The 26078-nt window shown below is 65.5% G+C and carries 30 protein-coding genes; 16 read left to right on the forward strand and 14 right to left on the reverse strand.

All coding sequences use genetic code 11. From position 1 onward, the window contains the following. Positions 1–30 precede the first annotated feature (30 nt). Genes GFY24_RS12860 through GFY24_RS12875 form a run of 4 tightly spaced genes read right to left on the reverse strand, consistent with a single transcriptional unit; the run spans position 31 to position 3784 of the window. On the reverse strand, positions 31–1170 hold the full coding sequence (locus GFY24_RS12860; protein ID WP_309230787.1) for an ABC transporter ATP-binding protein: 1140 nt from the start codon (positions 1168–1170) through the stop codon (positions 31–33). A gap of 9 nt (positions 1171–1179) precedes the next feature. After that, positions 1180–2073 (reverse strand): alpha/beta fold hydrolase, encoded by an 894-nt coding sequence (locus GFY24_RS12865; protein WP_309230788.1) that lies wholly within the window; start codon positions 2071–2073, stop codon positions 1180–1182. Next, positions 2070–2597 (reverse strand): YiiD C-terminal domain-containing protein, encoded by a 528-nt coding sequence (locus GFY24_RS12870; protein WP_153805270.1) that lies wholly within the window; start codon positions 2595–2597, stop codon positions 2070–2072. Before GFY24_RS12870 ends, GFY24_RS12865 begins: the two co-directional genes overlap by 4 nt. Positions 2598–2623: 26 nt before the next feature. After that, positions 2624–3784, reverse strand: coding sequence for an acyl-CoA dehydrogenase family protein (locus tag GFY24_RS12875; RefSeq protein WP_153805271.1), 1161 nt, complete (start codon positions 3782–3784; stop codon positions 2624–2626). A gap of 141 nt (positions 3785–3925) precedes the next feature. Between GFY24_RS12875 and GFY24_RS12880 the strand changes: the two genes are divergently transcribed. From GFY24_RS12880 to GFY24_RS12890, 3 genes are all read left to right on the forward strand, one after another. Beyond that, entirely contained in the window at positions 3926–4855 is a 930-nt protein-coding gene (locus GFY24_RS12880) for a PDR/VanB family oxidoreductase (RefSeq protein WP_153805272.1), read from the forward strand. Between the two features lie 104 nt (positions 4856–4959). Beyond that, on the forward strand, positions 4960–5652 hold the full coding sequence (locus GFY24_RS12885; RefSeq protein WP_153805273.1) for a hypothetical protein: 693 nt from the start codon (positions 4960–4962) through the stop codon (positions 5650–5652). Between the two features lie 174 nt (positions 5653–5826). After that, a complete protein-coding gene (locus GFY24_RS12890; protein WP_153805274.1) occupies positions 5827–6213 on the forward strand; it encodes a YncE family protein in 387 nt (128 codons plus the stop codon). Positions 6214–6218: 5 nt separating this feature from the next. Here the strand turns inward: GFY24_RS12890 and GFY24_RS12895 are convergent, their stop codons facing one another. Next, positions 6219–7436, reverse strand: a complete 1218-nt coding sequence (locus GFY24_RS12895; RefSeq protein ID WP_228566259.1) for a cytochrome P450 — start codon at positions 7434–7436, stop codon at positions 6219–6221. Positions 7437–7589: 153 nt separating this feature from the next. Here GFY24_RS12895 and GFY24_RS12900 point away from each other — a divergent pair, with 153 nt between their 5' ends. Continuing rightward, entirely contained in the window at positions 7590–8057 is a 468-nt protein-coding gene (locus tag GFY24_RS12900) for a PaaI family thioesterase (protein ID WP_153805275.1), read from the forward strand. Between the two features lie 60 nt (positions 8058–8117). On the opposite strand, the gene GFY24_RS12905 is transcribed toward GFY24_RS12900, so the two are convergent. Genes GFY24_RS12905 through GFY24_RS12930 form a run of 6 tightly spaced genes read right to left on the reverse strand, consistent with a single transcriptional unit; the run spans position 8118 to position 13101 of the window. Then, entirely contained in the window at positions 8118–8960 is an 843-nt protein-coding gene (locus tag GFY24_RS12905; RefSeq protein ID WP_153805276.1) for an acyl-ACP desaturase, read from the reverse strand. Between the two features lie 9 nt (positions 8961–8969). Further along, entirely contained in the window at positions 8970–9818 is an 849-nt protein-coding gene (locus GFY24_RS12910) for a cyclopropane-fatty-acyl-phospholipid synthase family protein (RefSeq protein WP_153805277.1), read from the reverse strand. Continuing rightward, positions 9818–10069, reverse strand: coding sequence for an acyl carrier protein (locus GFY24_RS12915; protein WP_153805278.1), 252 nt, complete (start codon positions 10067–10069; stop codon positions 9818–9820). Before GFY24_RS12915 ends, GFY24_RS12910 begins: the two co-directional genes overlap by 1 nt. Then, a complete protein-coding gene (locus GFY24_RS12920) occupies positions 10066–10617 on the reverse strand; it encodes a PaaI family thioesterase (protein WP_228566260.1) in 552 nt (183 codons plus the stop codon). The genes GFY24_RS12915 and GFY24_RS12920 overlap by 4 nt, the downstream gene beginning before the upstream one ends. 42 nt (positions 10618–10659) lie before the next feature. Continuing rightward, positions 10660–11409: a ferritin-like domain-containing protein gene (locus GFY24_RS12925; protein WP_228566261.1), complete on the reverse strand. Its 750-nt coding sequence runs from the start codon at positions 11407–11409 to the stop codon at positions 10660–10662. A gap of 39 nt (positions 11410–11448) precedes the next feature. Then, positions 11449–13101 (reverse strand): AMP-binding protein, encoded by a 1653-nt coding sequence (locus GFY24_RS12930; RefSeq protein ID WP_153805279.1) that lies wholly within the window; start codon positions 13099–13101, stop codon positions 11449–11451. Between the two features lie 222 nt (positions 13102–13323). On the opposite strand from GFY24_RS12930, the gene GFY24_RS41875 reads away from it, so the two are divergent. From GFY24_RS41875 to GFY24_RS12965, 8 genes are all read left to right on the forward strand, one after another. Next, entirely contained in the window at positions 13324–13704 is a 381-nt protein-coding gene (locus tag GFY24_RS41875; RefSeq protein WP_228566262.1) for a cytochrome P450, read from the forward strand. Next, on the forward strand, positions 13593–14561 hold the full coding sequence (locus tag GFY24_RS41880; RefSeq protein ID WP_309230789.1) for a cytochrome P450: 969 nt from the start codon (positions 13593–13595) through the stop codon (positions 14559–14561). Before GFY24_RS41875 ends, GFY24_RS41880 begins: the two co-directional genes overlap by 112 nt. Next, complete coding sequence (locus GFY24_RS12940) at positions 14558–15778, forward strand: cytochrome P450 (RefSeq protein ID WP_153805280.1); 1221 nt, start codon at positions 14558–14560, stop codon at positions 15776–15778. The genes GFY24_RS41880 and GFY24_RS12940 overlap by 4 nt, the downstream gene beginning before the upstream one ends. After that, positions 15778–17094: an NAD(P)/FAD-dependent oxidoreductase gene (locus tag GFY24_RS12945; protein WP_153805281.1), complete on the forward strand. Its 1317-nt coding sequence runs from the start codon at positions 15778–15780 to the stop codon at positions 17092–17094. The genes GFY24_RS12940 and GFY24_RS12945 overlap by 1 nt, the downstream gene beginning before the upstream one ends. A gap of 75 nt (positions 17095–17169) precedes the next feature. Further along, a complete protein-coding gene (locus GFY24_RS12950) occupies positions 17170–18438 on the forward strand; it encodes a cytochrome P450 (RefSeq protein ID WP_153805282.1) in 1269 nt (422 codons plus the stop codon). A 56-nt stretch (positions 18439–18494) separates the two neighbouring features. Next, on the forward strand, positions 18495–18917 hold the full coding sequence (locus GFY24_RS12955; RefSeq protein ID WP_153805283.1) for a hypothetical protein: 423 nt from the start codon (positions 18495–18497) through the stop codon (positions 18915–18917). Positions 18918–18928: 11 nt separating this feature from the next. After that, a complete protein-coding gene (locus tag GFY24_RS12960) occupies positions 18929–19135 on the forward strand; it encodes a helix-turn-helix transcriptional regulator (RefSeq protein ID WP_309230790.1) in 207 nt (68 codons plus the stop codon). Next, positions 19132–20097, forward strand: coding sequence for an NAD(P)-dependent alcohol dehydrogenase (locus GFY24_RS12965; RefSeq protein WP_228566263.1), 966 nt, complete (start codon positions 19132–19134; stop codon positions 20095–20097). The genes GFY24_RS12960 and GFY24_RS12965 overlap by 4 nt, the downstream gene beginning before the upstream one ends. A 4-nt stretch (positions 20098–20101) precedes the next feature. On the opposite strand, the gene GFY24_RS12970 is transcribed toward GFY24_RS12965, so the two are convergent. Further along, entirely contained in the window at positions 20102–20629 is a 528-nt protein-coding gene (locus tag GFY24_RS12970; RefSeq protein ID WP_194852845.1) for a hypothetical protein, read from the reverse strand. 205 nt (positions 20630–20834) lie between these two features. Between GFY24_RS12970 and GFY24_RS12975 the strand changes: the two genes are divergently transcribed. Then, positions 20835–21761: a serine/threonine-protein kinase gene (locus GFY24_RS12975; RefSeq protein ID WP_153805286.1), complete on the forward strand. Its 927-nt coding sequence runs from the start codon at positions 20835–20837 to the stop codon at positions 21759–21761. Positions 21762–21780: 19 nt separating this feature from the next. Further along, positions 21781–22419, forward strand: coding sequence for a nuclease-related domain-containing protein (locus tag GFY24_RS12980; RefSeq protein ID WP_194852846.1), 639 nt, complete (start codon positions 21781–21783; stop codon positions 22417–22419). Between the two features lie 264 nt (positions 22420–22683). Here the strand turns inward: GFY24_RS12980 and GFY24_RS12985 are convergent, their stop codons facing one another. Next, on the reverse strand, positions 22684–23214 hold the full coding sequence (locus GFY24_RS12985) for a DUF4760 domain-containing protein (RefSeq protein ID WP_153805288.1): 531 nt from the start codon (positions 23212–23214) through the stop codon (positions 22684–22686). Between the two features lie 399 nt (positions 23215–23613). Beyond that, positions 23614–25110, reverse strand: coding sequence for a hypothetical protein (locus GFY24_RS12990; RefSeq protein ID WP_153805289.1), 1497 nt, complete (start codon positions 25108–25110; stop codon positions 23614–23616). Positions 25111–25267: 157 nt separating this feature from the next. On the opposite strand from GFY24_RS12990, the gene GFY24_RS12995 reads away from it, so the two are divergent. Together GFY24_RS12995 and GFY24_RS13000 are read left to right on the forward strand one after the other, a co-directional pair. Beyond that, entirely contained in the window at positions 25268–25822 is a 555-nt protein-coding gene (locus GFY24_RS12995; RefSeq protein ID WP_153805290.1) for a hypothetical protein, read from the forward strand. A gap of 70 nt (positions 25823–25892) precedes the next feature. Further along, entirely contained in the window at positions 25893–26042 is a 150-nt protein-coding gene (locus GFY24_RS13000) for a hypothetical protein (RefSeq protein ID WP_153805291.1), read from the forward strand. The last annotated feature ends 36 nt before the right edge of the window (positions 26043–26078 follow it).

Raw genomic sequence — 26078 nt, forward strand, 5'->3', positions numbered from 1 at the left:
CTCTCCTCATCGAAAGGGTGTGGCGGGAGTTCAGGCGACGGACACTGCCGCCGCATCGGGTAGGGACATATCGATCGGTTCCGGTGCCTGCCACTGCAACCGGAGTCCGGAGTCTTTGTCGAACAGGTGGATATCGCCGGGGGCCACCCGGAGCCCGACGGCCTCGCCCACGCGCACCCCGGCGGGGCGCTTGGCGCGCACACAGAGCTCGACCGCGCCCGCGGTGATGTGCACGAGCTCCTCGCTGCCGAGGTTCTCCACCATGGTCACGGTCCCGCGCGCGGCGGTGGCGGCGTCGTCCAGATACAGGTGTTCGGGCCGGATACCCGCGATCACCGCGGTGGGTTCGGTCTCGGAGTCCGGCGCGGGGGTGATATCCAGCGCCGCGTCCACACCGTCGGTGCGTACCCGCAGCGAGTTGACGTCCCGAATCACCTGTGCCGGAAAGAGATTCATCGGCGGAGCGCCCAGGAACCCGGCCACGAAGGTGGTGCGCGGCCGGTCGTACAGCTCCTCGGGGGTGCCGACCTGTTCGATCCGGCCGCCATTGAGCAGTGCGATGCGGGTGGCCATGGTCATGGCCTCCACCTGATCGTGGGTCACGTACAGGAAGGTCGCGCTCAGGCGGCGATGCAGTGCGATGAGCTCGGCCCGGGTCGCGCTGCGCAGTTTGGCGTCCAGATTGGAGAGCGGCTCGTCCATCAGGAACGCGCCGGGATCACGAACCATGGCGCGCGCCAAGGCGACTCGCTGCCGCTGCCCACCCGAGAGGGCGGCGGGACGGCGCTCCAGGAGTTCGGAGAGCTCCAGCGTGGCGGCCACCTCTGATACCCGCTGCGCGATACTCGCGCGCGGGCGGCGGCGGGCGCGCAGCGGGAAGCCGATATTCTTGGCCACCGTGAGATGCGGGTACAGCGCGTAACTCTGGAACACCATCGCCAGATCCCGGCGCTGCGGGGCCTCGGTGGTGATGTCATTGCCGTCCAACAGGATTCGGCCCGAGGTGGGCTCCTCCAATCCGGCGACCATGCGCAGCAGCGTGGACTTGCCGCAGCCGCTGGGGCCCAGCAGGACCAGGAATTCACCGTCGGCGATGTCGAGACTGACCTCGCGCACCGCGTAGTCGGCGCCGAATTGTTTCGACACCGAGTCGATCTGCAGCCGTGCCACTTCTCTCCTTCAGACCGGCTGTGCGCCGGTCGTGATCCATGCCGCCACACCGGCCGCGATGGCGGTGGCGTCCTTCACCCACATGAAGTGGTCGCGATGCTCGACGGGCGAGTTCTCGTCGATATGCCATTGGGTCACCCCGGCGGCGGGCATGCGCGAAACCAGGAAGTCCACATTGGATTTCGGGCCGAGCACGTCGTCGGAGAGCGAGATGGCCAGCACCGGCAGCGTCATGGCGGCCAGCAGACTGTTGTACCGGCGGCCGGTGCCACGCGGGCGGTAGTAGCTGGTGAGCGAGTGGATCGACCAGTCGATCATCACGCCGCCGGGCATGGGCGCGGGAATGAGTACCCCGCCCGGCCAGAAGCCCTTGATACGCGATTTCACACCGATCCACTGGATCTGGCTCAGTGCCTCGTACCAGCGGCGCGGGCCGAATGCCCACCAGAACACCGTGCCGGTCCCGATGACGGTGACTCCCGTGACCCGGCCGGGCTCGGCGGCGGCGAACAGCAGGGCCAGTTGCCCGCCGAGGCTGTGGCCGAACAGGTGGATGGGCGTGTCCGGGAAGCGCTGCTCGACTGCGGTGAGAATGGCGGGCAGATCGATCTCGATCATTTCGCGATAGCCGAAATCGGTGTGCTCACCCAGCGCCGGACGGGCCTCGCCCTGTGCGCGCAGATCGGTGGTGACTACCGAAAGGCCCTGGGCGTGAAGGGCTTTGGCCAGGGCGTAGTAGGTCTTGGCCTTCATTGCCATGGCGGGCAGGATCAGCACGACGGGGGCGTCCGCGCGCTCGGCGGGCAGCCAGCGCAGCGTGAAGATGACCCCGTCGCCGGTCTCGACCGTGGTGGCGTCGAGAGTGCTGAATTCCGAACGGGATTCGGGTGTCGCGGTGGTCACGCCGACTCCGTTTCGGCGATGGTCACATCGCAGACGTAATCGAAGGTGAACTTGGCGACCAGCACCTCGTTGTCGTCGAGAAGCAGTGCCCTGCCGGACAATTCGAAGCGCGCGGAGGCGGTGGCGGCCAGAATATCGGCCAGTTCGCGCAGGTCGACCGTGGCGATGGCGCGGATGCGGCCCTGGGCCGGTTTGCGATAGGCGGCTGTACCGCCGCGCAGGACCAGGCGCTCGATGGTGTATAGCCGTTCGGCGGCCGCGCCCACGAAGGCCGCCGCCCCGGCGATATCGGCGGCGGTGAACAGGGCTCCGGCGTGCACGGTGCCGATATGATTGCCGACCGTACCGTCCGCCGGGATCTCCACCACCGAACGCTCGGGGCTGATCTCGGTGACACGGGTGCCGACGTGCCGGCCGAATGGCACCAGCTCCTGCGACACCGCCCGCAGGTACTCGTAATCGATTGCGGTGTAGTCGAGTTCGGGATAGGCGGCGGCGAATCCGGCGAGTGTTCTCGTGGTCATGGTCGTGCCTTTCGCTCTCTGCTGCTTCAGCGCGGTCCGCGCAGCACGCGCCGCGCGATCGACCAGCGCAGCACCTCCGACGGACCCTCGTAGATTCGGAATGCCCTGGCCTCCACCAGGAATCGGGCGACCAGATGGTCCTCGCAGACGCCCAGGCCGCCGTGCAGCTGCACCGCGCGATCCAATATCCGCCACACCGCCTCGGAGACGAAGGTCTTCGCGATGGAGGTCTCGTGCCGGGCCTGCGCGGAGGTCGGTCCCTGCAGATCGATGGTCTCGGCGACCGATCGGACCAGACTGCGTGCTGCGGCGATATCGATCTCGTTATCGGCGATGAGCCCCTGTGCCAGACCGTGTTCGGCGATCGGGACGCCGAAGGAGGAGCGGTGCGTGATATGGTCGATGGTCAACTGCTGGGCGCGTACCGCGAGGCCGAGCCAATTCATACAGAAGGTCAGCCGGGACGGTGCCAGCCGCACCTGCGCCAGTTCGAGTCCGCGGCCCACCTCGCCGAGCACCGCGGAGTCCGGGACCTCGCAGTCGACGAAATCGACCTCGCAGTGCCCGCCGGGCGCGCTGGTGTGATCCAGCGTCGGCATGCGACGGCCCACCCGCAGGCCCGGATTGTTCTCATCGACCAGGAACATGGTGGGGCCGTCGGTGGTCATGGCGACGCAGATGATGAAGGCCGCGCCGCGGGCGCCGGTGGTGAAGTGCTTGGCGCCGTTGATGATCCAGCCGTTGTCGGTCTCCTGCGCATTGGTCTGCAGCATGCGCGGATCGGCGCCCGCACCGGGTGCGGGTTCGGTCAGGGCGATGGCCGAGCGCACATCGCCGGCGGCCAGCGGGGCCAGATAGCGTTCCTGCTGTTCGGGATTGGCCACATGCGCGAGCAGATGGATATTGCCGTCATCGGGGGCCCAGGCATTGACCGCGAGCGGGCCGAGCAGGCTCGCCCCGGCGGCCTCCAGGACCCGGGCCTGGCCGCGGGTGTCGAGCCCGAGGCCGCCGTAGCGGGGATCCGAGAGCGGTCCGAAGACGCCCGCGGCCTTGGCTTTCTTCTGCAGGTCCAGTCGCAGTGCGTCATCGGTGACGCGACCGTCGACCACCACCTCTCGTTCGACCGGTATGACGTGATCAATAACGAACTGCTTGGTCTGTTCGACCAGCTCCGCCACAGCGCTCATGCCGCCAGTCTCACGCCGCCACGGCATCTCCAGGCCGCGCGATAGCCAATACCGATCGGGCGAATCGACTCCCGCTACTCCCGAGCGCCACGCGGCGGCGCTCGGCCAGAGTGTGGGCGACGCTGATTCCAAGGGGATGTGATGACCGAGCTCATGGTCCGGGTGACCGATCGACGGGACGAGGCCGAGGGCGTTTTCTCCCTGGGCCTGGCCGCAGTCGGCGGCGGACCGCTGCCGCACTGGACACCGGGCGCTCATATAGATGTGAGCGTCGGCACCGCCGGTGTGCGGCAGTACTCGCTCTGCGGCGATCCCGCCGACGAGCGACGCTGGCGCATCGCCATCCTGCACGAACCCGCCGGGCGCGGCGGATCGGATCACCTGCACCGCACCGCACGACCGGGTGCGGCACTGCGAGTATCGCTGCCACGCAACAACTTCGAACTGGTACCCAGTGACGCGTACCTGTTCGTCGCGGGCGGGATCGGCATTACGCCGATCCTGCCCATGCTGGCGGCGGCGCAGCGCGCCGGAGCGAGCTGGACCCTGTACTACGGGGCCCGCAGCCGCGCGCATCTCGCCTTCACCGGTGAACTGTCGTGGCATCGGCAGGTGCGGATGGTGCCGCAGGACGAATTGGGACTGCTGCCCGTCGCGGCGATCCTGGGCGATCGTGGCGGGGCCGAGGTGTACTGCTGTGGCCCCGCGCCGTTGCTCGACGCCATCGAAACCGAGGGCGCGCGAACGGGAGTCGCGGTGCACATCGAACGCTTCGTACCCCGGCAACTTGAGACCGCGCCCGATCGGGAGTTCGAGCTCCAGCTCGCCCGCACCGGTCGCACGCTGCGGGTTCCGGCCGGACGGCCGGTGATAGATGTGCTCGAGAGTGCGGGCGTCACGGTCGTCACCTCATGCCGGGAGGGCACCTGTGGCAGCTGTGAGACCGCGGTGCTGTCCGGTTCGGTCGAGCATCGCGATTCGGTGCTCAGCGCCGCGGAGCGAGCCGCCGGGGCGACCATGATGCCCTGCGTCTCCCGCGCTGTATCCGATGTTCTCGTCCTGGACCTGTGAGATCGAAAGACATTGCACCCCAAGGAATTACGCGCGACACACGTGCACGTATCACCACGTGCCGATTCCCGATTCTGGGAATGATAGAGAGAAGAAGCTACAGGATGAGGAAGACTGCCGCGGCGTCCGCGCTGCTCGCCGCCGCGCTGGCCATCACCGCCGGAGCCACCGGTTCGGCTCAGGCGGACACCAAAGATGTCGTGAACTACACGGCCACCAATACCGACAGCTCCATGACCATCCGTACCGATGCCGGGTCGCTGGCCGTCGAGGATGGTGTCTTCAAGATCAAGGCCGCCAATGGCACCGTGCTCGGCGGCACCGAATTGTCTTTCCGGGTGGATGATTTCGTCTTCCCGATCGCCACCCAGATCAGCGACCACTCCGCCACCCTGACCCCGCAGCTGGATCTCGAGCACGCCGTCTACCAGCCGGTCGCGCTGCCCTACGAGAACCAGGCGCCCTGGAAGACCGATTACGAGCGCGAGCAGGCCGCCTGGAGCCGGATGACCTCCACCATCACCATGGGCGCCACCATCGGCACCCTGGTCGGTGGCATCGGCGGCGCGGCCGTGGGCTGCCTGCTGGGCGGCGCGACCGGTGCGGTGCTGACCGGTGCGCTCAGCGCGATGTTCGGCGCCCTGCCCGGCGCGCTCGTCGGCTGCGTCGCCGGAATGAGCGTCGTCGGCTTCCTGGGCACCGTCGCCGGCCAGCTCCTGGTCACCGCACCCGCCGTGATTCTCGCTGCGGCACAATACTTCACCACCATCAACCAGCCCTCCATGGCTGTCAAGTAGGTGTGAAGACCGGGCGAATTCGCCTGGGGGACACAGCCCCGCTCGGCTCCTCATCCGAGCGGGGCTTTTCGCCGTCACCTGCCGATCGGCCCTTCGCGCCGTCGTTTAAACTTGCGCGGCTTGTCGTTTATGGGGAGCGGAAGCTATGCGGTCGACCCGGTCACCAAATCCGTTGTGGGAAGCATCGATTCGCCCGTCGGGGGTGAATTGCTCGTCGTCGACCCGCGAACGAACACCGCGTTCATCACATCGGACAGCAAGATCGTTGTCCTGGACCTCGCCAAGGGCGTCTATGCCGGGACCATCGACCTCGGCCATCGCGGGTACTGGATCGCCATCGATCCCGCCGCCGGCAATGTCTACGTCCCGGCATCGGGCACGAGCGGCTCCGCCGGTCTCACCGTGATCGACACCGCGACCCGAACCGTCAAAGGCGTGATCAACATTGGTGATTCGGCCGAAGGCATCACGGCAGATCCGTTGTCCCACAAGGTCTATGTGCGCCCGCTGGCATCGGAGATCATTGTCGTCGAGCCCTGCGCCACCATGAAGTGCAACTGAGGATGTCAGCGCAGATGGACCAGCAGCTCCAGCAGGCCGCGGATCAGGGTGCTGGACTGCCAGTGGACGGTGGCGGTGCGGGAGCGGCGCAGGTTCGGGAAACGTTGCAGGAGAGCGGTGAACGCGATGGTCGCCTCCAGGCGGGCCAGGGGCGCGCCGAGGCAGAAGTGGATGCCGTGGCCGAAGGCCAGGTGGGTGGTGGGGGTGCGGGTGGGGTCGAGGGTATCGGGGGCCGAGAAGCGGGCCGGGTCGTGATTGGCGGCGGCCAAGGCTATGTAAACCAGTTCGCCGGTGGGGATTTCGGTGTCACCGATGGTGATCGGTGCGGTGGTGTAGCGGACGGTGGAGAGGTTGACCGGGCCGTCGTAGCGGAGGAACTCCTCGACCGCGTCGGGGATGGCGGTCGGGTCCGCGCGCAGGGCGGATATGCGCTCGGGATGCAGTAGCAGGGCGTGGGTGCCGTTGGCGATGAGGTTGACGGTGGTCTCGTAACCGGCTACCAGTAGCAGGAAAGACATTGCCACCAGCTCGTTTTCGGTGAGGGCGTCACCGTCGTCGCCGACTCGGATCAGGCTGGAGAGCAGATCGTCCTGTGGCTCGGCCTGTTTGGTGTGTATCAGCCGGGTCAGATACTCCGCCATGGCCAGAGACGCTTGGGTACGCTCGCGCTCCCGTCCCACCACACCGACCAGGTCGCGGGTCCACCGGTGGAATTCACCGCGTTCGGCGAGCGGGACCCCCAGGAGTTCGCAGATGACCGTAATCGGCAGCGGCACAGCGAATTCGCGTAGCAGGTCGACCTCGTCGCGATCCGCGAGGGCGTCCAGCAGACCGGCGGCGATCTCCTCGATACGGGGGCGGAGCCGGGCCACTCGGTGCGCGGTGAACGCCTTACCGACCAACTTGCGCAGCCGGGTGTGGTCCGGCGGATCGAGATTGAGCATGTGGGTGAGCAGCGCCAGCTGGCGCGGATCCGTCGGGGGAGTACCGCGTTTCGCGCTCACCAGGGCGTCGACCTTGGCGATGTCCTTCTGCAGGCGCGGGTCCGCGAGCGCGGCACGGCCCTCGGCATAGCCGACGATCACCCAGCGGATCACACCGTCCGGGAAGCGGACCGGCCGCACCGGGCCGCGTTCGCGCCAGCGCCGGTAGTGCGCGTGCGGGTCGTCGAAGAAATCCGCGCCGATGGTTTCGATCTTGTCCCGCATTTCGATTTCCGCCATGGCGCGACGCTATCGGCCGCCGCGCAGGGTGCCGGCCGCGCACACAGGTCTCGATCAGCCGATCGAAGATTGGAATGGAATGCGTTGTGGCGCGCCGGAATTCGCCGGCGACTGCTCGAATGAGGAGCATCGTCCGGCAGGGAGGAAGAATTCATGACCACCATCGGTAACCACGTCGAGGACAAGTCCGCCAAGCGCGTCGGTGAGCTCACCGAGGTATTCCAGCGCGGACTCGACGAGAATCTCGGCGTCGGCGCATCGCTGGGTATCCGCCTGGAGAGCGCGGGCAATGGCGTCACGCGCTATTACCTGGATCCGAACCCGGCCACCATCAATGCCATGTTCACCGTGCACGGCGGTGTCATCGCCACGCTCATGGACACCGCGATGGGCAGCGCCGTATTCACCAAACTCGGTGACGGCGTGGCGTATACGACGCTCGAGCTCAAGGTGAATTTCATTCGGTCGGTGACCCTCGACGGCTCCCGGCTCACCTGTGACGCCACCGCGGTACATGTGGGCCGCCGCACCGCGACCGCCGAGGGCCGGGTCACCGACGCCGCCGGCAAACTCATCGCGCACGGCTCGACCACGATTCTGGTGCTCGGCGGCGACCAGTAGCTCAACCCGAAAAGGGCCCTGCCGCCGAGGATTTCGGCGGCAGCGCCCTTCTTCGTATGTTCAGCTCAGGCTGCGGCACTGGGCGATGAAATCGGCCAGCTCGTCCACTCTGTCGGTGCGCGTGTCCACCGCGCGGTCGATCACCTTGAGCAGATGATCGTAGGCCGCGGTGTGGTCGTAATCGGCCACATCGGCAATGCGCAGCGCCCACCGCCAGTACCCGCGCAGCGTATCGGCCAGCGGCATACGGAATCCCGCGATCACCTCGCGAATGGGCTCCACCGCGGCGTCACCCTGCGCGCGTAGATACCGGCTCACCACATCGGCCATGAAGCTGAAATGCCGTGCCTCATCGCGGGAGAGCCGGGTCAGCACGGCCCCGAGTACCGGATCGTCCACCACGTCCCGCAGCTGGTGGTAGTACATCTGGGTGGCCTTCTCCTGCACCAGCGCGTAGGCGAAGTACTGCACCGGATGGGTGTAGGTCAGCTCGAAGGGCTTGCGCCCCTCCACCGCCAGCTCATCGCGCAGTACCTCGCGATCGCTCATGCCGGCGGCTTCCTGATAGCGCGCCAGCGCCCGGGAATGCGTGTCCTCCTCCAGTGCCCAGCGGACGGTGAAGTGGTAGAGCTCGCGATTATGCGTGAAGGTGGGCAGATCCACGCTGTCGTCGACGGGGAAACTGCGCTGGTACACATCGAAATACCCGGGCAGGTGATCTTCGATGAGGGTCACGAACTGCACCGCCGAGCGCTGCCCCTCCGACAGCCGGTTCGCGTCGGCGACGGCCCAGTCGAACGCGGTCTCCACATCCCAGGCGCGCCCGGCGGGGGAGGCGGCCAGGAAACCGTCGACGGCCGCCACCAATTCCGGTACGGGCAGCAGTGCGGATTCGAATGTCATCGCCGTCCCCTACCGGGCCTTGCGGCAGGTGAGTGCGTAATGCTTTGTGGTGTAACCCCATCCGGCATTGGCGACCTCCAGATAGTGCTGCAGCTTCGCGGCCAGTCCGGGCTGATGGGCATCGATGCGGTCGGTGGCGGCGTCCACATTGGCGATCCAGTCCTCGATGGTGCGGCGGTACTGATCGGTGAGATCGTCCACCGCGACAATCGAGAACCCGGCGTCCTCGGCCGCGGTCACCAGCTCCGACAGCGGTCGCAGCTCACCCCAGCCGAAGATATCCGAGCGCACGAACTCGGTGCCGGCACGCTCGTCGAAAGCCTTGCGGGCGGCCGCATTCCGAAAACAGCTCTCCGAGACATAGAGTCTGCCGCCGCGGCGCAGTACCGCGCGCGCCCGCCGGAAGACCTCGTCGAGATCGGGCATATGCACGATGGAGCCGAGCATGGTGACCGCGTCCACACTCCCCGTGGGCAGGTCGAGCTCCTCGAAATGCCCTACCCGGGTGTGGACCAGCTGCGCGACACCGCGGACGGTGGCCTGCTCGGCGATGTACTCGTGCTGGCGCGGGGCCGGGCTGACCCCGAGCGTGTGGCAGCCGTACTCCTGGGCCATGAACAGGATGAGCGAACCCCAGCCGCAGCCGATATCGAGGAGTTGCTCACCGCCGCCGAGCCCGAGCCGCCGGGCGACGAACCGCAGTTTATTGCGCTGCGCCGATTCCAGTGTGTCGCTGTCGGATTCGTACAGCGCGGAGCTGTACTTGCGCAGCGGGTCCAGGAACTGGCCGAAGATATCCGGGTCGAGATCGTAGTGCTGATTGGTATCGGCGGTGATCGCCGCGCCCTCGCCGGACATCAGGCGGCTTCCCGCAGCATCTTGTCCACCACGGCCGCCACGTCGGCGAGAGTGGAGGTGCCGAACACATCCTGATCGTCGAGTTCGATATCGAAGCGGCGCTCGATGCGGGCGATCATCCGCAGCACGCGCACCGAATCCACGCCCGCCATCCCGCGCAGATCGGCCTCGGGCAGCAATACCGTTGCGGGCAAACCGGTTTCGGCGACGGCGATTTCGGTGACCGTGCGCAGGATCTCAGTGGTCGTCATGATCGAACTCCATTCGGGGGCAGGGCATCAGCCGTGGTGAGGGCATGCGAGAGCAGAGCGACCTCGTCGTCGCCGAGAGAAAGGTGGTGGCGGGCATCGGCCAGGGTGAACGGCTGATATGTCGCGGCCGAGGTGGCGCAGACCGCGCCGTCGGCGTCCAGAATGTCCGCGGACGCCCGGATGGGCTGCTCGGTTCCGTCGCCGGAGAGCGTTGCCACACACCGATATTCGCGATCGATGAGCAGCGGGGTGAGGAAGCGGGTGCGCTGCGAGACGGTGAATGCGGGCACATGCCGGGCCAGCACGATGAGATTGCCCATCACCTCATCGCAGATCACGCCGATGAGGCCGCCGTGCACCACACCCGGATAGGACTCGAAGGACCGGCCGAGGCAGAACCGGGCGGCCAGCCCGTCCCCATCAGGGGTGAAACTCAGCCGCAATCCGGACTCGTTGTGCGGGGAACAGCCGAAGCAGTGATAGTCGGGTATCACCGACCACGGCACCGCCACGGCGGGCGGATCTGCTTGCTGCGCAGTAGGTTCCACGATTATGCGATCGCGTCGGCCAGTGCGCGCCGCACTTTGGCATTACTGGACAGATCCAGGCCGGTGAGCGTGGCGAAGGTGCGCCGCACCTTGTCGTGCAGCACATCGAGTTCGCCCTCGGCTGCGACCTGCTCGGAGGAACAGGTCGAATCCGGTGTCGATGGTCTCGTGATCGCCCAGCTCGGCGATCCCGGCCTTGAAGGTGCTGACCGGGTGCTTGATCTTGGCCTCGGAGCTGTACACGTACAGCGTTTCCAGCACCGAGGGCAGCTCCTCGGGCCGACGCTTCAGGCGTTCGGTGGCGTAGTGGATGAACTCGCGGGCGTGCCCGGCCTCATCGCGACTGGCGTTGAGCAGCAACGCTTTCAGTACCGGCTCCTGTACCCACGCCGAGACCGCGCGGTAGATGTGGTTCACGGTGAGTTCGGAGATGATATTGGTCGCCAAGGTGGCCGAGGGCGTGCTGCCGGGGGCGTACGGTTCGCGCATGGCGTCCACCGCCTTGTCCTGCACATCCTCGCCGATGGCGCGCAGCCAGCTGCGGAAGGCGTAGTGGTGCTGGACTTCCTGATAGCCCCACACCACCGCGAAGGTGGAGAAGTCGTAATCGTCCACGAATTCGGCGAGGAATCCATGCACGGCGGCAATGACATTGGATTCACCCATGGCCGAACTCTTGGCCAGGGTGATGTACTCCGGCCGCACCAGCTCTCGGTCGACGGTGTCGAAGTCGAGATCGCTGAGCTTCCAGTGCAGGCGTTCGTAATGGCGGAAGACGTCATAGCTGTGCACGCGGGACTCCAGTTCGAGAGGGGCGAATTCCGTTGGGCTTCACTGCCGCTGGGCGATGAGGTCGCGGGCGGCGAGCCGCTGCAGCTTGCCGCTGCTGGTACGCGGGATGCTGCGGGGTGCGACCAGGTGCACCTCGACGGCGGCCAGGCCGAGTTCGGCGGCGACGCGCTCACGAATCGTCTTGATGAGCGCTTCGGCGTCGGTGCCGGTGAGCTCGGATTCGGCGATCAGCGCGATCACATCCGCGCCGTCGGGATCGATGGCGGCGGTGCAGCGGCCCTTGTAGATGCCGGGCACGCCGCTGACCGCCGCCTCCACATCCTGGGCGTAGTGGTTGACCCCGCGCACGGTGATCATGTCCTTGCAGCGGCCGGTGACGAAAAGCTCACCGCCGCGCAGATATCCGAGATCGCCGGTGCGCAGCCAGCCGTCGGTGAAGCGATCGGCCACGGTGGCGGGATCGATCGCCAGATAGCCGTCGGTGACCGAATCGCCCTGGATCATGATCTCGCCCACCCGGCCGTCCGGCAGCGGGGCATCGGTCTCGGGGTCGACAATGCGCAGGCGCAGGCCCTGCACCGCCGCGCCCACTCCCGCGACCGCTCGCGCACCGGGCCGCTCGGGCGAGACCGGCTGTGCGAGAGAGTCATCCGCGAGTTCGGTGCGATCGACCCATTCGAAGACGGGTGCGCGGCCCAGCGGCGGGAAGGCGACCGCGAGGGTGGCCTCGGCCATGCCGTACACCCCGAACATGGTGCTCGGCGCGAAGCCCGCCGGGGCGAACCGTTCGCAGAAATCCGTGACCACGGTGTGCGAAATCGGTTCCGCCCCATTGAAAGCGATGCGCCAGCGGCTCAGGTCGTATTCGGCGACCTGCTCCGGCGGCACCGCGGCCAGCAGCGCCTCATAGCCGAAGTTCGGCATGGCCGTGACAGTCGTTCCGCTGGCGGCGAATTCGCGTAACCAGCGCGCCGGATCCTTCACGAACGCCAGGGGTGACCAAATGTGCGCCGGAATACCGCGCAGGATGGCCGAGAGCGTCCCGAACAGGCCCATATCGTGGAAAAGTGGCAGCCAGAAGCCGCCCTGATCGTTCAGGTCCAGGGCGATACCGCGGCGGATCGCCGAGAGACCGCTCGACACCTGACGATGGGTCAGCCGCACGCCCTTGGGGGCGGCGGTGCTGCCGGAGGTGAACTGCACGACCGCGAGATCATCGAGTCCGGGGGCGGTCTCGGCGGGGAGCTCGCCGTGTGGTCCGGAAAGGGTTGCGGTGTCGATGAATTCGACATTCACCCCGGCGAGCAGCGGCACCAGTTCGGCGAACGCGGGTGATACCAGTACGGTGCGCATCCCCGCCGCGGCCGTAATGGCGGCCAGCTGCTGCGGATAGCCCGCGGCCCGGCGGATTCCGGCGGGCAGCGGCAGCGGGGTGGCGGCCGCGCCGGCGGCGGCGATACCGAAGAAGCCGACCAGGAACTCCGGGGCATTCGGGCAGAGAATGCCGACCGGCTCACCGCGCCGCACCCCACGCGCCAGCAGCGTCGCCGCGGCGCTCTCGGCGGCCCGGTGCAATTCGGCGTACTCGATATTCTCCGCGCTCGACCAGAAGGTCGCCGATACCCGGGGATGTGCGGCCGCGATACCGGCGAGACGAGTGGGCAGGGTGCCCGGCGAATCCGAGGAATTCATGACCGTCACCACAACAGCGAATTGTGTCCGAGCGCTGAACGGATTATGAAACCCGCGCGTTGATAAGCAGCCTCGATCAGCCAATTGCGTTGCACGATAAAGCGATACGGTGATCGTCCGATAGCTTCCGGCGATAGTCGGGCGGACCGGGCCGATGGCGGCCCAGGATGAACGCGAAATTGTTCGGTGAGATTCGCAGCCCATTTCTTTCAGGAGTTGCCGGTGAGTTCGGATCAGGCCGCGGTGGCGGAAGTAACCCCGGTGCAATTGGCGGTCGTGGAGAGCATCGCCCCGCATATGCGCCACAACCCCTATGACAGCTACGAAGTGCTGCGCGGCGCGGGACCGTTCGTGCCCGGACCGCACGACACCCAGCTCGTCACCCGGCACGCCGAGGCGCAGGCCATCCTGCTCGACCCGCGCTGGAGTCACGCCGAGGAACCCGAATTGCTGCACGGCGACAGCGATGTCGAGCTGCCCGGGTCCTTCCTGTGGAGGAACCGCCGGACCATACCCGGCTGCGCGGCCTGGTTGGTAAGGCGTTCACCGCCCGCACCATCACCGGTCTGCGTGCGCGCGCCGAAGAACTGGTCGGCGAGCTGATGACCCAGGTACTCGCCGAGCGCGAGGTGGATCTGCTGGAGGCCCTGGCCTATCCGGTGCCCCTAACCCTGATCTGCGAGCTGCTCGGTGTTCCCGCCGAGGCGCACGAGCAGGTGCGGACCATGTCGGCGGGTATCGCGCGCGGACTCGATCCCGATCTGCTGTTGAGGCCGCAGGAGCTGGCCGCGCGCACCGCGGCGGTTCACGAATTCACCGAATTCTTCGGCGATCTGGTGGAGCAGCGCCGCCGGTCCCCGCGCGCGGATCTCATTACCGCGCTGGTGCAGGCCGAGGAGGCGGGAGTGCGGTTGACGCATACCGAGCTCATCGGCACGCTGCTGATTCTGGTGGTCGCCGGGCACGAGACCTCGGTGAATCTCATCGGCAACGGGGCGCTGGCGCTCATTCGCCATCCCGCCGAATTCGCGCGACTGCGCGCGGACCCGGAATTGGCCGCCGCGGCGGTGGACGAGGTGCTGCGCTACGACCCGCCCGTACACCTGACCACCCGCACCGCGCGCGCCGAAATCACGGTCGCCGGAAGGACATTCGTGCCCGGCCAGGCGGTGATCGTGCTGCTGGGTTCGGCCAATCGCGATCCGGCGGCCTTCCCGGACCCGACCGGCTTCGATATCGGCCGCTATGGGCTGGGCCGCCGCACCGAGCGGCACCTGTCCTTCGGTCTGGGCCTGCACTACTGCTTGGGCGCGCCTCTGGCCCGGCTGGAGATGCGAGAGGTGCTGCGCGCCTTCGCTCTTCGCGTCGATGAACTGACCCTGCTGGCAGAGCCGCCGTACCGGCCCAATGTGGTCGTGCGCGGCATGTCCGAACTTCGTGTCCGTGTGGAGGGCCGATGAGTACCGCTGTTCCCGAAATCACCTTCGACGCTTTCGATTCCAGTGAGCGGGCCGATCCCTACCCCGCCTATCGCCGCGTGCGGGACGCGGCCGCGCTGTTCCCGTACGCCTTCGGCGATGTACCGGTCACGCTGATCACCCGGTACGAGGAGTGCTCGGCGGTGCTCACCGGTGCGGACTGGGGCCACGGCTACTCCGCCGGGATCAGCCCGTTCCGGGACAGCGCCGCGGCCATTCCGGGCTCCTTCGTGCGCATGGACCCGCCCGAGCACGCGCGCTATCGCAAGCTGGTGGCCAAGGCGTTCACCCCGCGCATGGTCGGCGACCTGGCACCGGTGGCCGGGCGGGTGGTGCATGAACTCGTCGAAAAGGCCGCGCGCCGTGGGGAACTCGACATTCTCGACGATCTCGCGGTACCGCTCGCGGTCGCCATGATCCCGGTGCGGCTGCTCGGCGCGGACCCGGCCGACGGACCGCGCTTCCGGGAGTGGCAGTTGGCCATTGCCCGGGGCAGCGATCCCGACTCGCTGCTGGGCGAGGCCGATGTGGCGGCGCGCGGTGCGGCGGCGGTGGCCTGCATGGGGTACTTCGCGGAGTTGATCGCCCGCAAGAAGCGTTCTCCGACACCGGATCTGCTCAGCGAACTGGTGGCCGCCAGCGCCGACGGCGATACGCTCACCGAGCCCGAGGTGATCGGTATGGCGCTGCTGTTGCTGGTGGCGGGGATGGAGACCTCGATCAACCTGATCGGCAATGGCATGCTCGCGCTGCTGCGGCATCCGGAGCAGCTGGCGCTGCTGCGCGAGCGACCCGAGTTGATCGGCCCGGCGCTGGACGAAATGCTGCGCTACGACGCGCCCACCCAGTTCACCATCCGGGTGGCACTGGCCGATACCGTGGTGGGCGGGCGTGAGTTCAAGCGTGGTGACGGGGTGGTCGTACTGACCGCCTCCGCCAGCCGGGACGATCGGGTCTTCCCGGCCGCCGATACCTTCGATATCACCCGCTACGCCGGAAATTGTTCCGCGCGTAAGCATCTCGGGTTCAGTCTCGGCATCCACTATTGCGTCGGCGCGCCGCTGGCCCGCATCGAGGCCGAGGCCGCCGTGCTCACCCTGCTCGACCGCGCGCCGGAGTTGCGGATCGCGACCGAGAACGTCGAATACCGGCCGAGCCTCATCCACCGTGGCGTGCTGGCCCTGCCGGTGACAATGTGATGGCGGGGCCGCACGCGGTGGTCCTGGGCGCGGGGATCGCGGGACTGCTGACCGCGCGGGTACTGTCGGAATCCTTTGCGCGCGTGACGATTGTCGAGCGCGACCGCAGCGACGGCGCGCGAGTGCGCCGGGGTGTTCCGCAGGGGCGCCATCTGCATGGGCTGCTGGAGGGCGGCCGGGCAGTGCTCGAGGAGCTGTATCCGGGATGCACCGCAGAACTGGTGCGGCGGGGCGCGACCGCCGCCGAAGTGCTGGTGCAGACCCGCTGGTATGTCGGCGGGGCGCGCCTGGCTCCGACCTCCACCGGGCTGACCTCGATAATCGCGAGCCGCCCCCTCCTGGAGGCGGTACTGCGCGAACGGACCACCGCCATCGCGAATGTGTCGCTGCGCGAGGGGATTACGGTGCACGGCCTGATCGGTGACGCGGCCCGGGTGGCGGGCGTATCCGTCGCCGGAGACGGCCCGGCCGAAACCTTCGCCGCCGACCTGGTGGTGGATGCGACCGGGCGTGGATCGCGAATCGAATACTGGCTCAACGATATCGGCGCACCCGTCCCCGAATCCGAGCGGCTCGAAGTGGATCTCGGCTACTCCTCACGGCTGTTCGGGCACCGGGCCGGACAGCTGGGCGGCGACGCCTCGGTGATCATCTCGACCGATGTCAACGGCCGGGGCGGGGGAGCGGTGCGCGTCGAGGGCGACCGCTGGCTGATCACTCTCGCGGGCATGCTCGGCGACCATCCACCGGCCGATCCGGCGGAGTTCCGCGCGTACGCCGCCACGCTGTCCGCTCCCGATATCCACGAAATCATCACGGACTCGGAACCATTGGATGATCCGGTACCGTATCGATTCCGGGCTTCGGTGCGGCGGCGATTCGATCGACTGCCCACGCCCCCGGCGGGGTTACTGGTGGTCGGGGATGCGCTGTGCGCGTTCAATCCGCTGTACGCGCAGGGAATGACCGTCGCCGCCCTGCAAGCCGCCGCGCTGCGTGAATGTCTCTATGCGGGTGGCGCGCCCGATGAGTTGGCCGCGCGGTTCCACAGCGCCGCCGCTGGGCCGGTGGCCGCGGCATGGCGACTGGCCGCCACCTCCGATCTGAGCAATCCGGGTGTCACCGGATCGCGGGACCTGCGCACGCGACTTACCAATGTTTATGTGGCGCAGGCACATCGGGCCGCGCACCACGATCGTGCGGTGGCGCGGACCTTCATGCGTGTGGCGCATCTGGTCGAACCACCCGCCGCGCTGGCACATCCGCTCACCGCCGGCCGGATCATGCTGCGTGGCAACGGCTCCACGCGCACCTAGTCCCGAATCACCGAAACCGTTCCGCGGCAACGTCGCCGCCCGATGTCACCGCCCCGCGAACACAGGAGAATGCGTATGGCCGCGCCGCACGCGAACACCGCTGTCGCCGAACAGGATCCGGCCATTGTCACGGCAATGGCCCAGCTGCTCGGACCCGACGGCCGTTCCGACCCCTACACCCCGGCGCGCGTACTGCGCGAGGCCGGGCCCATCCACCGCACCCCCATCGGACATCATCTGCTGACCCGGTACGAGGACTGCGCGGCGGTGCTGTCCACCACCGCGTGGAGCCATGCCGAGGAGGCCGGGATGATGCACCCGACCGTCTCACCGGAGAACGCCGCCGAGGAGCTGCCCACCTCGTTCCTGTGGATGGAGCCGCCGGACCACACCCGGCTGCGCAATCTGGTCACCAAGGGGTTCACCCCGCGCATGGTGACCCGGCTGCGGCCGCGCATCGAGGAGCTCACCGAGCAGCTCGTCGACAGGGCTTTGGCGGCAAGGGAATTCGATCTGGTGGAGTTGATCGCCTACCCGCTGCCGCTCATTATCGCGTGCGAGCTCATCGGCGTGCCGAAGGAGGCATACGGGCAGGTGCACAAGTGGTCGCAGGACCTGGCGCGTGGATTCGACCACGATTACACCCTGCCCGAGGAGTCGTTGCGCGCCCGCAGTGCCGCCTCGCGCGGGTTCATGGGTTATTTCCGGGAGTTGCTGAACGAGCGACGTGCGCACCCGACCGATGATCTGCTGAGTGTGCTGTCCCTGGTCGAGGACCGCGGCGATGTGCTGACCGAACAGGAGTTGCTCGCCACCTGCATCACCACCTTCGTCGCCGGGCACGAGACCACCGCGAACCTCATCGGCACCGGCATGCTGCGCCTGCTGCGCAATCCGGAACAACTCGACCTCATGCGGGCCCGGCCCGAACTGATCGCGGCCGCCCCCGATGAACTGCTGCGGCTGGAGCCGTCCGTGCAGATCACCACCCGCGCCGCCACCCGCCCGATCACCGTGGCGGGGCACGACTTCGAACCCGGCGAAGGCGTTGTGGTGCTGATCAATTCGGCCAATCACGATCCGGCGGCCTTCCCGGATCCGGATCGCACCGATGTCACCCGCTACTCCGATCCGATGAACCCGGCCAAGAAGCATCTCGGGTTCAGTCTTGGCATCCACTACTGCCTCGGCGCGCCCTTGGCCTTGCTCGAGATGGAGATCCTGCTCGAGGTGCTGCTGCGCAAAGTCGGTGCCATGGAACTGCTTTCGGAGAATCCGTCGTTCAAGCCGAACGTCGTCATCCGGGGCCTGGAGGCGCTGCGGGTCGGATTCACCCCCGCCTGAAAACTGCTGTGTAAAATATTCTTTACATCGTGTCTGGTTTTCTTTACGCTGGGCACATGCCGTTCGAAGAGAAGCGCACCTGGGTCCTCGGGGTCGCGGCCGTCGTCTCGTACACGATCTACCTGATCGTGGTGCTGACGAGGTCGCGGCCCCATGGTCTTTCGCAGGTCGAATACGTCGCACCATTGCTGTGGGCGGTCGGGGGATCGATCCTGGTATCGATCGTGGCGACCATCGTCATCGCGATCGCCGCGCGTGATGATCGCAAGGATCAGCGCGATCGGGAGATCGACCGGATGGGGGCGCTGGTCGGCAATGCGTTCGTGGTGCTCGGCGCCGTCGGCGCACTGGTGCTCGCCATGGCCGATGCCGAGCATTTCTGGATCGCCAATGTCCTATATCTGGGCTTCACGCTCTCGGCCGCGGTCGGCGCGGGCGCCAAGATCATCGCCTACCGGCGGGGGTACTGGCCGTGGTGAAGTCGACTCGGGTGACCAATAACATTCGCGCCCTGCGCTTTTCGAACGGTGAGATGACCCAGGCCGACCTGGCCGACCGGATCGGTGTGACCCGCCAAACCGTCAATGCCATTGAGCAGGGCAAATATTCGCCGTCCCTGGAGATGGCATTCCAGATCGCCAGGGTGTTCGACGCGGCCCTGGACGATGTATTCGAATACCCGGAAGAAGAAGCATGATGAAGGCCATCACCCAGCAGGCATACGGCACCACCGCGATGCTCTCCTACGACGATATCCCCACTCCCGCACCGGGTCCGACCGAGGTGATGATCCGCGTGCACGCCGCGGGCGTCGACCCCAGCGTCTGGCACACCATGACCGGACGGCCCTTGATCGCCCGTGCCGCCCTCGGCCTGCGGCGGCCCAATGAACACATTCGCGGCTGGGATGTCTCGGGCGTGGTCGAGGCCGTCGGCGCGCAGGTCACCCGATTCAAACGCGGCGATGAGGTCTTCGGCACCACGGGTGGTTCGTTCGCCGAATTCGCCTGTGCGGCAGAGGAGAAGTTCCAGCCCAAACCCAAGAACCTGGACTTCCTACAGGCTGCCACCCTGCCGATCTCCGGTATGACCGCGCTGACCGGACTGCGCGAGGTGGGTCGGGTGCAATCGGGCTGGAAGGTCCTGATCATCGGCGCGAGCGGCGGAGTCGGCCACCTGGCGGTCCAGTTGGCCCACCACCTCGGCGCCGAGGTGACCGGCGTATGCAGCGGCAGCTCAGCCGAATTCGTCACCGAACTCGGCGCGTCATCGGTCATCGACTACAAACGTGAAGCCCTCACCGGCACTTACGATTTCATCCTAGATATGGCGGGCAACCGCCCCCTGTCCGACCTCCGCGCCCTGCTCACCCCCACCGGAACCCTGGTCCTCGGCGGCGGCGAAGGCGGCGGCCCCTGGTTCGGCGGCCTGGGCCGCACCGCCCGCGCCCAACTCACCTCCGCCTTCGTGAAACACAAACTGGCCGGACTGCTCTCCCTCCCCAAGCCCGAAATGCTCAGGGATGTGGCAGAACTGGCGTCAGCCGGTGCCTGGACTCCCCGAATCGACCGCACCTTCACCCTCCCCGAGGCGGCCGCGGCCATCGACTACCTGGTCACCGGTCATCCGAAGGGCAAGATCGCCCTCACCATCGGCTGACCGGTCAGGCCGCCAAGTCCAGGAAGCTGGCATAGCTGTACCAGGCACCCTCGACATGCCGATAACGATCTCCGGCACTGGCGTTCGGCGGCAGCCGCGGGGGTTCGCCGCTCGGGATATACGCGAAACCGTCGATACCGAACCCCGATTCGGCAAGGCTGAAAGTGCAGCCCTGGTCGATGGTCCGCACATGGTCGATCCGATACAGCCCCACCCGCCGGAGGCCGTCCACATCGGTGCAGGTGGCCGCGGCTCGATCCAGGGCCGAGCGGGACAGCAGCCACCCCACCCGCTGCGGTGCACCCGTATACAGAAGTGCCACCGACAGCACGAACAACAGTGGCGCGACCACCGAAATGCGCCATGCCCCATAGGCGTTCACCCCGGCCACCGCGACCGCCACCCAGATCCCACCGGTGATCACCAACGCCCAGCCCCCGAGTAACAGCGCGCTCAACTGATCCCCGCGCGAGGCGTACTCCCACAGCACCCACAAACAGCACGCCGCCACCAGTACGGTGACCATACCCATCGAGACAGTCCAGAACAGCGGAGGCCGCTGCGGCACAGCCGAATACCCCGATGCCGGGGAAGAGATTATCATCGCGCTCAATCGCCGTAGTTGCCGACAGGTCCGATTCGAACATAATCGAAGGTGTGCCAATCGGGTACCAGCGCGGGGTACAGGATCTTTCGGCATACTGCGGTGTGTCAGGGTGTCTCGGTAAGGGGGAGTGGTGGTGCTGCGGCCCGGGGAGGAAGTGGCGGGGTATGTGATCGTGCGGGCGCTCGGAGGTGGTCGGCAGGGCACGGTGTATCTGGCGCGGCATCCGCGGTTACCGCGGGGCGTGGCGTTGAAGGTGATCCACGATGGGTTCAGCGGTGATCCCAAGACTCGTGCGTCGTTCGATCGGGAAGTTGAACTTGTGTCCCGGCTCGACCACCCCAATGTTGTTGCCGTCTATGACCGGAACGGCCTCGAGGACACACATCTGTGGCTATCGATGCGCTACGTCGCCGGTGGTGACCTGGCAGCGCTCTTGGGTGGTGCGCCGGGTGGGCTGGACCCTGACAGAGCAGCACTGCTTATCGCCGGTACCGCTCAGGCACTGGACTACGCCCATGGACAAGGTGTGCTGCACCGCGATGTCAAACCACTCAACATTCTGCTCGAGCATCACAATGGGGCTGAACGGCCGGTGCTGACCGATTTCGGGATCGCCCGTGCTCTCGATGACACCGTGACCGCCTCCGGTATTGTCGCGACCTTCGCCTATGCCGCACCGGAGCGATTTACCAGTGCGAATGTCGGTCACCGCTCCGATGTCTACTCCTTGGGCTGCACACTCTTTCAGCTCCTTACCGGATACATCCCGTATCCCGCCAAGGATCCCGCAGCAGCGATCTACGCCCATGTGAACGAGCCCATCCCGTCGCCCCGCGATCGCTGCCCGAACTTGCCGCCGTATCTGGACGCGGTACTCACCACCGCTCTGGCCAAGAACCCCCGACGACCGATACCCCACCTGTGCAGCACTGGTCACCGATGTCGTTCGTGCGCTCACTACGACTGCCTACGCACCCGTCCCACGACCGCCGACGGACTCGAAGGAATCCCAACTTCACCGCGACACCGCCCACGGTCAAACAAACTCGATGGTTAAGCCTGTCCACCGAGGGCACATGTTGGTGAAAGTCCGAAACAACGACCTGTCACGGTTGTCGAACACCGAGCAAACCGTTGTGGCCTGGCTCAGATCCTATGCAGTGCCCGGCCTCACGCTGGTGCAGTGCCAGGCCGCCGATATGGTGATCTGGACGCCGTCCACCTGTGTTGTGGTCGCGGTACACGGATTCACTGAGCGTTTCATCGGAACCCTGATTTGCGCGCGGGACGAACCCTGGACCGTGGACGGCGTACCGGCGTCCCACGACGGTGCTGTTGACCCGCTCGAACGCGTCTACCGCCAAACCCTGGACCTGGCCCGCCAATTGCGTTCCGCCCCTGGGCGCGAGCATGTGCCAGTTCGTGGATTGGTCCTTCTGGTCCCCTGCCTCGGCAGTCGTATGAAGCTCGAAAAGGGTCCACTCCCAGCGGGTGTCGATGTCGTCCTCGCCGACGGTCCGTCCTCGCTGCGCGCTCATTTCATCCAAATTGCGAAGAACACTAACCCCGCCTGGGACGTCGCGCAGGTCGGGCAAGCGCTCGGCATGCTCGGATTCGCCTCCGCCGCAACCTATAGCGACCTGGTCTCCGCAGGCTTCCCACCGCCGGAATCCGCCCACACCTCCCCGCCGTCGGCCGGAGCTCGTCGAGCCTGAACTCCATTTCCCGGCCAACCCGGCGCGATGAGTGTCCCTGATCCGTTTAAGATCGCTGCTCCGAACCCCTTCGAGGTGAAGCCAACGATCTTTCCCGGCATCGGGAATATCTAGGCTGGAAGCTTCTGCCGGACCGACCCATAGCGGCTACCCGGGCCATCTCCCATCTTGAACCCCGATGACATATGACGGAGATCGGGAGGCAGCCACAACGATGGGTCCGGGCGTCCATCACATGTGCTGCAAAGCACGGAACGTGGACTGTCATGGCTGCTTGGCCAGCTTTGCGTTCGACTGCGGTGCAAGTGTGAGCGGAGGCAGCTTTTTCACGAGACTCTCAAGTTCCTCGTACAACCGCCCATTGTGCTGGAGTCGGCGTACATCTTGGATCCAGTCACCGTATCGTTCCCACGCACGAATCAGTCGGTTGCCCACGGTCCGGTCGACGACATCCCGGTCGAAGATTCCCATGTTGACGCCAGCCGCGATGTTCTCCAGATACCCGAGGTACGACCGCAGGTCCATGAACTCCTGTCGGTCGTGATCGGACGCCTTGCTGAGGAAGTTGGGATCGGAATTGATCTTGGTGTACAGCGCGTGCTGCCGCTCGATCGTGGTACCGATGAAGTCCAGCGTTGATCGCTGACGCTGACGAATATTCTCGTCGATCGTTTCTTTCGTGGCGCGGTCTATCGCAAGGCGCGATCCTTTTGCCTGGTGTGCAAATACCCGTACCTGCCAGATCAATCCGCAAACTGCTACAAGAAGCCCGGAAAGGGCTATGAAGGAACCCATAGTCTGGACATCCGATAGAGAGCGCGTCTCGTTACGTGCTTGTCGGCGCGCCGCGCAATCCTCTTGTTAAGAGGTCTTGCAATGCCATAAAAAATCGAATCAGGATTGTCGGCGTATCGGGCATGCGGCACCGGCCCTGGATTTGGCGAATCATAGTCGATCTGTTGCATCACGTGAGGGCATCCATCCATTCGCTGGGCTTGATACTTGAGACCCACGCAAATCCAAGCATAGTTGGCGCCAGCGTCTTAGGCGGTGATGTCCGACTGTGCGGCTGATCTTCTGGGACGTCAAAACACTATCTTCTCAAGAAGCGGAGTGGTCGCACATATTCGGAAGGTGGATCTTGTTTGAACTCGATGCCCAGGAGCGCCGCTAGGAAGTCCCGTCCGGTGAATTTCAAATCCATCGAACAATCCTGTGGTTGTGCAGCTTAGCCGAGGTAACTCCTGTGCGCGTCGGGTTGCCACCGCTGACTGATACTGTATACATTCCGGCGAAATTCCCAGTGTCTGAGAAGAAGGCGATCGTGTCGCCTGCTGGATTTACGTACGGATCCGACACCGTGTATTGGCTTTCATCGGGCAACAGCTTGGATTCGTACTTCTCGCCGCTTGTCTCCAGTGGGCACATAGTGGATGTGGAGTTCCAAATTAGTAGGTGGTTGCCATTGACCTGCGCGGTCACATAACGAGTCTGATCAATCCATATGAAGTCGTTGAGTGACCGGACTGACGAGCATGAGATATCCTCTGGAATCGGTGTTAAGTCGTGATGCCAATTCCAGAAGTATGAGTGTGCCCACGAGGATCCCTTGGTTGTGGTCAAAGTATCTACGACGGCTGCAGGGCTACCTGGCCAAACCTTGAGGATATTTACCCCGCCGCCGGTGGATTTTACTTCTGTCGCGTCCTCCAAATATAAAGCGCCAGCGCTGTCGAACCCGATGGCGCTTTGATTGATCGGTCTGGAGAAATCCGGCTTAGCTGGTGAATTCTTCAGGATGAGCGCGGTGACATCGGTGAATTGTCCAGAATCGTCAACCCATCCGGCATGGTTTTCCCGACCGACTGTCGCTGATGCTCCCATTAGCTTCCAATCAGGCGAAACATCGTGGAGTGGGTCCCAAAAAGTCGCCGTTGATGTCGTGAACTTCTTGAACGGAATATAGTTTCCCGATGTCAGGTCAACTACTCCGTACTCAATCGAATGCCGGTCTTGGGCAATAGCTTGGGTCAATAGCCCATGTGCTGGCGTGGCTGTGGTCGTTCGAGTAGGCGTGGTTGATGCGATTGACACAGTGGAGGCGGCCACCGAGGCGGGCGCGACGGTGGTGCTGGGAGCTGATCGGTTCTCGTCGAATCCTGTTGCCACACACGAGGCAACGACGACGATAATTACGAGGAGGGCGATCCCACCGAAGATGGCAGTGCGTGGATTTTGCTCGACGGCGTAGGCGGCGCGGGTCACCCACTTGTTGATGGTCTTCTCTACGTTCGAGGTACTGACAGTCACCGGGCCGGTTGCGTTGATCGGACCGACGCTGCCACGAGATGCCGTGCCTGTCTGGGTGATTATGGTGGTATGTGGAGGGCGATCCTGCTCGCGTGCCGCCTGCAACTCAGCCTCGAATTCGGGATACGTCGCTGCAGCCTCGGCCAGTGCTCGTTGTGCTTCGGCGCGCACTTTAGGCGTTGCGTCGCCCGTTTCCTTCGCTTGGCTCACCAGTTGCTGGATCGAAGGAGCTGCGCCTAGCTTGCGCGCGACAACTTCCCATACCCGATCCACCGTGGCGTCGAGTGCCTCGCCGGTAAGATCATCGACTCGCTTGCCGACACGGCGCGCCTTGCCCATTGCCCAGGCAATCACGAGCGCGACAACGACTTCCATCCCCATGCTGCTGTCTCCCTGCTGCCGAGCGCTGCTGCTAATGGGCGTATCGGGGATCAGTTCAGCTACGCAACAGGGTGTACGGCGTGTTAGTGCGCGTGTTGTTCCGCATCGCGCCGCCAACGTAAGCTGGTGAGAACTGCTGAGATTCCCAGGAGCGCAGGTGAATACAGCACTGATCACCGCAACGGCCAGTGTTCTGACAGTGGGGATTGGCTTCGTGCTGACTCACTGGAGTGCAGCTCGGAACAACCGCCATCTTGATCAGTTGACTCGGGTGCAGAGTCAGCTCAGTCGGCTGTACGGGCCGATGTACGCCATGACCCAGTCAAACGGCATTGCCTACCGAGCGATGAGGGGCCGTTATGACCCGGAAGGGCTGTTCGACAAGCGGACATCGGAGAGTGTCGCGCGGATCGATGCACACCAGCGCGAGATATACCGACTGTGGATGACCACCGTTCTGCAGCCGACCTCTCGGAAGGTGTGCGACCTTCTTCTTGCCTACGCCGACCTGCTGTTGGACGAGACTATGCCGGAGTGCGCGATGGTGTATTTCACCCACGTCCGCGGTTATGAGGTCGTCCTGGCCCAGTGGGAGTCGGGCGACTACGACGAGTTGTTCAGCTTGGTCCAGTACCCGCAGGCCTTCACCGACTATGTCGCGAATTCGTTCATGAAACTCCAAGCCCAGCAGGCGCAACTCTTGGCAAATTGAGGCTTACCCTCGTCACCTGGGCCAGCAGAAACTCCAGATCACCCCGGAAATCGTGCGACGCAGTGACAACATGACCGGCTTGATGGTACTGCAGCGCCGCTGGCTCGTGGAGCGCTCATTGGCCTGGATCTGCCTGCGCCGCCCATACATTCGTGATTACGAATGTCTGACCGGCCATCGCGAAGCGTGGGTGACCTGGTCGATGGCCATGCTGAGTTGAGTCGATTCAGCCGGTTCCGCAGCTCAGCGAACTCCT

It is taken from the genome of Nocardia sp. SYP-A9097 (genome assembly GCF_009649815.1).
Taxonomy (GTDB): domain Bacteria; phylum Actinomycetota; class Actinomycetes; order Mycobacteriales; family Mycobacteriaceae; genus Nocardia.

What these genes read in the sequence shown, in the direction of transcription:
- GFY24_RS12990 (WP_153805289.1), bottom strand. Translation starts at nt 25,110, where the DNA reads ATGGGGATGGAAGTCGTTGTCGCGCTCGTGATTGCCTGGGCAATGGGC.
- GFY24_RS12895 (WP_228566259.1), bottom strand. Translation starts at nt 7,436, where the DNA reads ATGGCGGAAATCGAAATGCGGGACAAGATCGAAACCATCGGCGCGGAT.
- GFY24_RS12985 (WP_153805288.1), bottom strand. Translation starts at nt 23,214, where the DNA reads ATGGGTTCCTTCATAGCCCTTTCCGGGCTTCTTGTAGCAGTTTGCGGA.
- GFY24_RS12970 (WP_194852845.1), bottom strand. Translation starts at nt 20,629, where the DNA reads ATGGGTATGGTCACCGTACTGGTGGCGGCGTGCTGTTTGTGGGTGCTG.
- GFY24_RS12910 (WP_153805277.1), bottom strand. Translation starts at nt 9,818, where the DNA reads ATGTCCGGCGAGGGCGCGGCGATCACCGCCGATACCAATCAGCACTAC.
- GFY24_RS12880 (WP_153805272.1), top strand. Translation starts at nt 3,926, where the DNA reads ATGACCGAGCTCATGGTCCGGGTGACCGATCGACGGGACGAGGCCGAG.
- GFY24_RS12955 (WP_153805283.1), top strand. Translation starts at nt 18,495, where the DNA reads ATGCCGTTCGAAGAGAAGCGCACCTGGGTCCTCGGGGTCGCGGCCGTC.
- GFY24_RS12940 (WP_153805280.1), top strand. Translation starts at nt 14,558, where the DNA reads ATGAGTACCGCTGTTCCCGAAATCACCTTCGACGCTTTCGATTCCAGT.
- GFY24_RS12930 (WP_153805279.1), bottom strand. Translation starts at nt 13,101, where the DNA reads ATGAATTCCTCGGATTCGCCGGGCACCCTGCCCACTCGTCTCGCCGGT.
- GFY24_RS12945 (WP_153805281.1), top strand. Translation starts at nt 15,778, where the DNA reads ATGGCGGGGCCGCACGCGGTGGTCCTGGGCGCGGGGATCGCGGGACTG.
- GFY24_RS13000 (WP_153805291.1), top strand. Translation starts at nt 25,893, where the DNA reads ATGACCGGCTTGATGGTACTGCAGCGCCGCTGGCTCGTGGAGCGCTCA.
- GFY24_RS12980 (WP_194852846.1), top strand. Translation starts at nt 21,781, where the DNA reads ATGTTGGTGAAAGTCCGAAACAACGACCTGTCACGGTTGTCGAACACC.
- GFY24_RS12885 (WP_153805273.1), top strand. Translation starts at nt 4,960, where the DNA reads ATGAGGAAGACTGCCGCGGCGTCCGCGCTGCTCGCCGCCGCGCTGGCC.
- GFY24_RS12875 (WP_153805271.1), bottom strand. Translation starts at nt 3,784, where the DNA reads ATGAGCGCTGTGGCGGAGCTGGTCGAACAGACCAAGCAGTTCGTTATT.
- GFY24_RS12905 (WP_153805276.1), bottom strand. Translation starts at nt 8,960, where the DNA reads ATGACATTCGAATCCGCACTGCTGCCCGTACCGGAATTGGTGGCGGCC.
- GFY24_RS12965 (WP_228566263.1), top strand. Translation starts at nt 19,132, where the DNA reads ATGATGAAGGCCATCACCCAGCAGGCATACGGCACCACCGCGATGCTC.
- GFY24_RS12950 (WP_153805282.1), top strand. Translation starts at nt 17,170, where the DNA reads ATGGCCGCGCCGCACGCGAACACCGCTGTCGCCGAACAGGATCCGGCC.
- GFY24_RS12900 (WP_153805275.1), top strand. Translation starts at nt 7,590, where the DNA reads ATGACCACCATCGGTAACCACGTCGAGGACAAGTCCGCCAAGCGCGTC.
- GFY24_RS12870 (WP_153805270.1), bottom strand. Translation starts at nt 2,597, where the DNA reads ATGACCACGAGAACACTCGCCGGATTCGCCGCCGCCTATCCCGAACTC.
- GFY24_RS12915 (WP_153805278.1), bottom strand. Translation starts at nt 10,069, where the DNA reads ATGACGACCACTGAGATCCTGCGCACGGTCACCGAAATCGCCGTCGCC.